Origin of the sequence: Streptomyces sp. NPDC058086 (assembly GCF_042885015.1) — a bacterium.
In the GTDB taxonomy this organism is placed as follows: Bacteria; Actinomycetota; Actinomycetes; order Streptomycetales; family Streptomycetaceae; genus Streptomyces.
The window spans coordinates 25,579-33,365 of record NZ_JBHVST010000114.1 but is presented as its reverse complement, the minus strand read 5'-3'; the positions used below and the strand labels follow the sequence as shown (position 1 = coordinate 33,365).

Genomic DNA, 7,787 nt, shown 5'->3' with positions numbered 1-7,787 from the left:
ATTGTCGGGCGGCTCCGTGTGGGGGGGGGGCGGCCTCCACCCCCCCCCCCCCCCCCCCAACCCCGCCGCCCTAGGGTCAGCCGATACCGTACGGCTGGCCCATCTGGCCGAAGCCGAAGCCAGGCTGCTGGTACTGCTGGAACGGCTGACCGAACGACTGCTGGCCGAACCCGCCACCCCACTGCTGCTGACCCTGCTGACCCTGCTGACCCTGCTGACCCTGTTGGATCTGCTGGCCCTGCTGGCTCTGCTGGAGCAGCGCCACGATCGCGGTCGGCAGCGCCTGCTGCACGGACTGTTCCACAGCGTGCTGAATGCCTGTGTGCAGCGAGCGGTGCAGCGCGAGAGCCAGGTACGGGTGAGCCTGCTGGGCCAATCCCTGCTGCTGGAGCTGCTGCTGGACCTGCTGGATCTGCTGGAACGTCTGCTGCAGTCGCTGCGCGACCTGCTGGCTCGCCTGCTGGCACGCCTGCTGGATCGCTTGCTGGACCACCTGGGCGATCTGCTGCGAGCCGCCCATCTGCTGGCCGAACTGCTGTAGGGGTTGAGTACCGGTCATCACCGACATGAATGCTCCGTTCGATGTCATCACAGGGAAGCAGACATAAAGATTTTATGTCGCTTTATCGGCATACCCGACGACCTGAAATTAAGGGGAGTGGGGCCCCACCGCAATCCGACGACCGCCTCCCGGGGAGGCATCCCGATCGACCGCCGACCCGGTTCGCGCGCCGCCGACCGAGACGTATGGGGGCGTCGTGCCCGACCGGTATCGCCCCAGTGCCGGAGGAAACGGACAAGTTGGCGATGACGGAAGCCCCCTCACCTGATGACGTAAGTCCCCTCGCCCGAAGAGGGCGGCCGTGGCACTGGCAACTCACACGGCGTTACGCCCTCTGGTCGGCGCACCACCGATCGCCACATCGATCAGCAGTGCGGCCGCACCTGCGGCAGTGATCGTCCTCTCGGCCGCCGTCCTGCTCTTCCTCGGTCCGCGGACACGGCGCGAGGTGCCTCGTGAAGGCGAGTCGAAAGTCAGTGGCCGCCCACACCCGACCGGCCGACCCCACCTTGTACGCCACGGAAGAACCCCGACGAGGGTTTCGCACGGTGCGCACGGCATCCACGATCACCGTCTACCAGGCGTACTCCTCGGAAATCGGCATGCCCGCGGTTCGCCAGGACCGCTGTCCCGCTGTGTGGAAGCGGGACCGCATTCGGTGCACCGTGACGTGCCCGGGGGGCTGGCTTGGTTGCGGGGCAAGGCGCAGGAGTCCCTGTTCAGCGCGTCGACGACCCCTCCGGGCAGTTGGAGCGCTGACGAGGACGCCTTCCGGCTGAGCGCATTCCTCGACGCCCGCCGTGATGACTCCGAGCACGTGGAGGCCCTGCGCGACGCCGTTATGGACCAGTTTCCGCCCGATGTCGAGGAGGGCTTGTTCGCGGCCGTGGCCCGCAAGGCCAGCCCGTTCTCGGCCTTGGCCTACGCGCTCGGTCCCGACGCGGTGCTGCGGCTGCCGGGCTGGTTCGGGGACTTCCCGCTCGACGCTGAGCGGGTCCGCACCCGGCTTCCTGCGGCCGAGGAAGTCCTTGCCCTGACCGGAGCCCAGCGGCGGGACGCCGTCGAGCGGATCCACGCGTGGATGACCGGCTTGGGCGACGATCCTGACCGCCACGCCGACGAGCTCCTTGACGGCCCGCTGCGCGTTCTCCCTCACGCCGCCCGCACAGGCCAGGGCGCGGCCGGCCGCGTCCGCTGGTACTGACGGGGCGGAAGACCGACAGCACGAGTTCCATCTTCGGCAGGCATCACGCATCTCCCGCGCACGGGGTCCGTGTTCCCTTGCTGAAGAGGCTGTGAGCGAGGCTTGCCATGGGTCATCAAGCCGCGTTCGCAACCTCTTCCGGTGACTGAAGACGACAACAGCGGGGAGCGGGGCTCGTGGCGCTGAGCCGGTGCACAGAAGGGAAGTACCGGTCACCCGGACGGGAGTTCAAGAGCGCATCTGAGCCGCTGCAGAAGGTTCCTGACGCCTGATCCGGGGAGGTGTCATCGGTCGTCTGCGTCAGTTGCGCTGCCGAGTGGTGACGCCGTCCTCGTCATGAGAGCTCGGAGACCGTTTTCGTAGGACCGATTGCACAGCTCAGCAGCCTTGTCCGGCCCCTGTCCCGGCTCTCAGAATCGCCGTCATGGATCACGCCGACAAGGTCGATCAGGATGCGGTGCTGCGGGCACGAACGATGTTGCTCGGGTCGGGCCGACTGAGCCTCGGCCAACAGGTCGAGGCGTACCGGGTGCTCTCGGTGGTGAGTCCCTGGACCTACCTGCCGAAGCTGACAGAGGCACTGCTCTCGTACGGATACGCGCCTGAGGTCCGGGACCAACCAGAGGTCCAGCTGGCTCGCCATGCCGAGGCGGCTGTCACGGCACGGCACGGCGCGTCGACGCAGGCGACCCGTATGCGAGGAGACGGCCGAGGCCGGGCGGTGGGGCTTCGCCCACGGGCAAGTGTCCAGCCCCATCTACGGGCACGGGCCGCTGACCGCCGTACTGGCCGAGGACGGGCGTCACCGGGAGGCCGCGGAACTGTGCGGGAAGTTGGTCCAAGCCCCTCGCTCGGAAGGCTCGGCGAAGATCTCTTTCCGGGCCATGGTCGAATGGGCGGCGGAACTGGATGCCGCTGGACGTCACTACGCGGCCCTGGAGGCCTTCGCGGACCTCGTGGATGCCAGCCGCGCCGAAATCGATGACGAGGGAAGCACACCGCTGGCCGTCCTGACATGGCAACTGGTCCACCAGGCCAGGATGCTGGACGCCGCCGGGCACCGCGTCGAGGCCCGCGGGGCCCGACAGGAGGCCCTTGCCTTCCTGTCCGAGCTGGACGAGACCGGGGAACGCAAGAGCTGGAGCCGGCTCGTGTCCAATGGGACCCCGAGCGCGATATGCATCTGCTGCCCCTTCACAACCGCTCGCTGCAGCTCGGGCTCGCCGACGGAGCCGCACACCGCTACGCGGATGGATCACCTGCGCCCAATGAGCGCAGTCACCAGTTGAGACGTCCTGTTGGTGTTCCGCCCCGACAGGCCACTGCTCTCCGTGCCGACCAGAGCTCGCAGAATCGTGCCGCGTTACACAGTCGATCCTCTCCACACGCTCCCCAGGACCGTCGCGACTCCTCAATCGATGCCAGGTTGGACGAGCTTGAAGACGAGGCGGGCGGCGGCCCGTTGGGCGGCATGGCGCAGACGTGTCGGGATCCGACGAGTCGGAGTCGGCGCGAGGGTGGCGGCCAGGCGGGGGAACAGGGCTTCGGCGTTGCCGCGATTGACGGCCTGGAGGACGTGGGGGTCCACGCCGGTGTCGAGGCCGCCCGCGAAGTACTGGCCGGCCGGGGTGGGGGCGAAGGGCCAGTCGCTGCCGAAGAGGACGTGCCCGGGGCGGGCGAAGGCGAGCAGGGTGGGCAGGGCGGCGGGGCTGGAGGACAGTGCGGTGTCGAAGTAGAAGGCGCGGAAGTCGTCCAGCACGTCCAGGGGGCTGCGACCGGTGTCGCTCGCGATGGCGACGGCCATGCGGTGGGAGGCGTAGGGGACGAAGCCGCCGGCGTGGCTGAGGATGAACCGGATGTTCGGGTACGTGCGCGTGATGCCGTTGCGTACGAGGAGGTACGCGGCCCGTGTCGTGTCCAGGAGGAAGTCGGCGGCGAACGGCGGGATGCCCTCGACGGCCGGTGCGGGCAACTCGGCGGGGTGCACGAAGACGAGCGCGCCCCGCTCGTCCAGGACCCGCCACAGCGCGTCCTGAGCGCCCGCGCCGAGGTAGGCGCCCTGGTTGTTGGCCAGCAGGGTGACCCCGTCGGCGCCGAGTTCCTCCAGCGCCCGCCGGGCCTCTGCGGCGGAGGCGGCGGCATCGGGCATGGGCAGGGTGGCGAAGTACCCGAAACGGCCCGCGTGATCGGCGGCGAGGGACGCGGAGAAGTCGTTGAGCCGCCGCGCCAGGTCGGCTGCCTCGCCCGGGTCGGTGAGGAAGCCGGTACCGGGGGTGGAGACGGACACGATGGCCGTGCTGGTGCCCAGCAGGTCCATCAGCTCCAGCGCGGCCTGCGGGCTCCACTCGGGCAGGGCGCGGCCGCCGGCTTCGGCGACGCCCGCCTTGGTGAGGAGGTCGCGGTAGAAGGAGGGGACGATGTGCTGGTGGACGTCGACCCGGCCTGCCCGGTCGGTCATGACATGGCCTCCTGGGCAGTGAGCAGGTCGAGGGCCACGTCGGTGATCATGTCTTCCTGGCCGCCGACCATGCCTCGCCGGCCGACCTCGGCGAGAAGGCTGCGGGCGTCGATGCCGTAGCGGGCCGAGGCGGCCTCGGCGTGGCGCAGGAAGCTGGAGTACACCCCGGCGTAGCCCAGGGTGAGGGTCTCGCGGTCGACCTGGACGGGGCGGTCCTGGAGCGGTCGTACGAGGTCGTCGGCGGCGTCCTGCAGGGCGAACAGGTCGCAGCCGTGGGCGTGTCCGAGTTTGTCGGCGGCGGCGATGAACACCTCCAGAGGGGCGTTGCCGGCGCCCGCGCCCATGCCGGCGAGGGACGCGTCGACGCGGTGGGCGCCGTGTTCGACGGCGGTGAGGGAGTTGGCGACGCCGAGGGAGAGGTTGTGGTGGGCGTGGATGCCGATCTCGGTGCCCGCGGCGAGGGCCTGGCGCAGGGCGTCGACGCGTTCGGCGACGTCCCGCATGGTCAGCGCGCCGCCGGAGTCCACGACGTAGACACAGGTGGCGCCGTAGCCCTCCATCAGCTTCGCCTGGTGGGCGAGGCCGGCCGGGTCGGTCATGTGACTCATCATCAGGAAGCCGACGGTGTCCATGCCCAGACCCCGTGCCGCGGCGATGTGCTGGGCGGAGATGTCGGCCTCGGTGCAGTGCGTGGCCACCCGGACGACCGTGGCGCCCGCGCTGTGAGCGTCGCGCAGGTCGTGGACGGAGCCGATGCCGGGCAGGAGAAGAGTGGCCACCTTGGCCCGGGTGGCTGCGGAGGCGACGGCCTCGATCCACTCCAGGTCGGTGTGGGCGCCGAAGCCGTACACGCAGGACGAGCCCGCCAGGCCGTCGCCGTGGGCGACCTCGATGGAGTCCACGCCGGCGGCGTCCAGGGCGGTGGCGATGGCGACGGCCTGGTCGACGGTGTACTGGTGCCGGACGGCGTGCATGCCGTCCCGCAAGGTGACGTCGCTGATGTAGAGGCGGCTCATCGGACGGCTCCCGCGGTGGTCTGCGCGTACTGGGCGTACGGGGGGTGCTGGGCGTGCTGGGCGATGCGCTCGGCGGTGGCGACGGCCGCCGAGGTCATGATGTCGAGGTTTCCGGCGTAGGCAGGCAGATAGTCGGCGGCGCCGGTGACTTCGAGCATCACGGTCACCTTCGTGCCGGTGAACTTCCCCGTCTGCGGGATGTGCAAGGGGTTCTCCGGCCCGTACGTGTCGAACTGGACCCGCTGCTTGAGCCGGTAGCCGGGCACATAGGCGTGCACCTTCTCGGCCATGGCCAGGATGCTGTTCTCTACGGCGGTGTGATCGCAGTCGCCCTCGACCAGGCAGTACACGGTGTTGCGCATCAGCAGCGGCGGCTCGGCCGGGTTGAGGATGATCACGGCCTTGCCGCGCCGGGCACCGGCGACTTCGCGCAGAGCTCGTGACGTGGTCTCGGTGAACTCGTCGATGTTGGCGCGGGTGCCGGGACCGGCGGACCGGGCGGCGATGGAGGAGACGATCTCCGCGTAGGCGACGGGGGCGACTTGGGCGACGGCGGCGGCCATGGGGACGGTGGCCTGGCCGCCGCAGGTGACCAGGTTCAGGTTCGGGGCGTCGAGATGCGCGTCGAGGTTGACCACCGGCACGCAGTACGGGCCGATCGCGGCGGGGGTGAGGTCCAGGACCCGTACGCCGGTGGGCCTCAGCTTGGCCCAGTTCGCCTGGTGGGCGGCGGCGGACGTGGCGTCGAAGACCAGCTTGATGTCCGCGAATTCGGGCAGGGACAGGAGTCCGTCGACGCCGGAGGCGGTGGTGGCGATGCCCAGACGGCGGGCGCGGGCCAGACCGTCGGAGGCGGGGTCGATGCCGACCATCGCGCTCATCGTCAGCGCGCCGGAACCGCGCAGGATCTTGGTCATCAGGTCGGTGCCGATGTTGCCGGAGCCGATGACGGCGACCGGCCACGGGTCGGGGGCAGGTGGCATGGAGGGTCTCCTCGGGTTTTCCTCAGGTGAAGGTCACCGACACCGGGCCGAGTGCGCTGAAGCGCGCCTCGATCTTCTGGCCGGCGCTGACGAAGGGGGCGGTGGTCATGGCGCCGGGCAGTACCACGTGTCCGGGCTCCAGGGCGGTACCGAAGGCGGCGAGGGTGTTGGCCAGCCAGGCGACTGCGGCGGCCGGATGGCCCAGCACTTCCTTCCCGCTGCCCGACGCGACGCGCTCGCCGTCGACGACCAGGTCGACGAGGACGGCGGAGAGATCGGGCGCGTCGGTCAGGGGTGTCCACGCGCCGAAGACCAGCCCGGCGGAGCTGGCGTTGTCGGCGACCGTGTCGACCAGAGTGATCTTCCAGTCGCGGATCCGGCTGTCGACGATCTCCAGAGCCGGGGCGACCGCGTCGGTGGCCGCCAGGACGTCCTCGACCGTGATGCCGGGACCGCGCAGGGTCCGTGCGAGGCGGAAGCCGATCTCCGGCTCGATGCGTGGCCGGCAGAAGCCCGCCGCGGACACGGTGCCGCCGTCGCGGTGGACCATGTCGTCCAGCAGGTGCCCGAAGTCGGGCTCGTCGACGCCGAGGAGCCGCTGCATCGCGGCCGCGGTCAGGCCGACCTTGTGTCCGACGACAGAGGCCCCGTCGGCCAGGCGCCGGGCGATGTTGTCCTGCTGGACGGCGTAGGCGTCGGCCAGGCCCAGGCCGGGCAACAGGGTCGACAGCGGGTCGATCGGTGTCACGTGATGCGCTGCCTCGCGCAGCAGCCGACCGGCTTCTGCCCGCTGGTGAGCGGTCAAGGTCATGCCTTGCTCCTCGATGCCAGGCGGGTCGCCGCGTCGTGGATCACCTGGGCGTGCAGTTCGAACATCGCCACCAGGTCGACGGTGTCGCCGCTGATCTCGCGCTGCACGAACAGGCCGTCGGCGCCCGCGACGGCGTAGGTGGTGAGGGTGCGCACGGCGTCCTCGTCCAGGTCCGGGAACAGGGACTCGACCACTTCGGTGATCTTCTGGCTGGCGATGTCGCGAACCTGGAGGAACACCGTCCGGCCCCGGGGCTCCGCGGGCCGCCGCTCCAGAGCGAGCATGAGGCCGAGACGCAGGAAGTCCGGCGCGTCGACCAGTGACTTCGCCACGTTCGCCGCCATGGCCGTGGCCCGCTCCAGCGGTGTGCCCGTCCCTTCCACCGGCAGTTCGACGGCTGCCAGCCAGGTCTCGAAGCTGCGCTCGATGACCGCGGCGATCAGGTCGTCCTTGTCTTTGAAATGCCAGTAGATCGAGCTCGCGGGCAGTCCGCACTTGGCGCTCACCGCCGCGATGGACGTGCCCTCGTACCCGCGCTCACCTGCGATCTCCACCGTGGCGTCGAGGATGCGCTGCCGCGACTCCATCCCGTTCGCACGCTTCTTGCGTGGCGTCTGCGGCCTGGTCATGGGGGTGCCCTTCCTGTTGTGCCGGCACTTGACCGTGTCCTGCACCGAGCTTACCGTAGCGCTCATTCCAATTGGAGTAAACGCTACAGCAATGCGTTCGCAACACATCGCGAACAGGGACGAC

7 protein-coding genes and 1 pseudogene are annotated in these 7,787 nt (G+C 69.8%); 3 read left to right on the top strand and 5 right to left on the bottom strand.

The genetic code is table 11. The features are described from left to right. The 3 genes and pseudogenes from ACFVWD_RS48315 to ACFVWD_RS48305 all read left to right on the top strand — a co-directional run. A partial coding sequence (locus tag ACFVWD_RS48315) for a hypothetical protein (RefSeq protein WP_389604761.1) occupies nucleotides 1-541 on the top strand: 541 nt, incomplete at its 5' end. A gap of 679 nt (nucleotides 542-1,220) precedes the next feature. After that, complete coding sequence (locus ACFVWD_RS48310) at nucleotides 1,221-1,766, top strand: hypothetical protein (protein ID WP_389604760.1); 546 nt, start codon at nucleotides 1,221-1,223, stop codon at nucleotides 1,764-1,766. Nucleotides 1,767-2,781: 1,015 nt separating this feature from the next. Further along, nucleotides 2,782-2,964, top strand: a pseudogene (locus ACFVWD_RS48305) (hypothetical protein); the annotation flags it as partial. Nucleotides 2,965-3,177: 213 nt separating this feature from the next. On the opposite strand, the gene ACFVWD_RS48300 reads toward ACFVWD_RS48305, so the two are convergent. Genes ACFVWD_RS48300 through ACFVWD_RS48280 form a run of 5 tightly spaced genes read right to left on the bottom strand, consistent with a single transcriptional unit; the run spans nucleotide 3,178 to nucleotide 7,663 of the window. Next, nucleotides 3,178-4,224: an amidohydrolase family protein gene (locus tag ACFVWD_RS48300; protein WP_389604758.1), complete on the bottom strand. Its 1,047-nt coding sequence runs from the start codon at nucleotides 4,222-4,224 to the stop codon at nucleotides 3,178-3,180. Further along, a complete protein-coding gene (gene dmpG, locus ACFVWD_RS48295) occupies nucleotides 4,221-5,240 on the bottom strand; it encodes a 4-hydroxy-2-oxovalerate aldolase (RefSeq protein ID WP_389604757.1) in 1,020 nt (339 codons plus the stop codon). Before dmpG ends, ACFVWD_RS48300 begins: the two co-directional genes overlap by 4 nt. Continuing rightward, entirely contained in the window at nucleotides 5,237-6,223 is a 987-nt protein-coding gene (locus ACFVWD_RS48290; protein WP_389604756.1) for an acetaldehyde dehydrogenase (acetylating), read from the bottom strand. Before ACFVWD_RS48290 ends, dmpG begins: the two co-directional genes overlap by 4 nt. Before the next feature lie 22 nt (nucleotides 6,224-6,245). Beyond that, nucleotides 6,246-7,034 (bottom strand): 2-keto-4-pentenoate hydratase, encoded by a 789-nt coding sequence (locus ACFVWD_RS48285; protein ID WP_389604754.1) that lies wholly within the window; start codon nucleotides 7,032-7,034, stop codon nucleotides 6,246-6,248. Then, nucleotides 7,031-7,663: a TetR/AcrR family transcriptional regulator gene (locus ACFVWD_RS48280; RefSeq protein WP_389604763.1), complete on the bottom strand. Its 633-nt coding sequence runs from the start codon at nucleotides 7,661-7,663 to the stop codon at nucleotides 7,031-7,033. The genes ACFVWD_RS48285 and ACFVWD_RS48280 overlap by 4 nt, the downstream gene beginning before the upstream one ends. Nucleotides 7,664-7,787 lie beyond the last annotated feature (124 nt).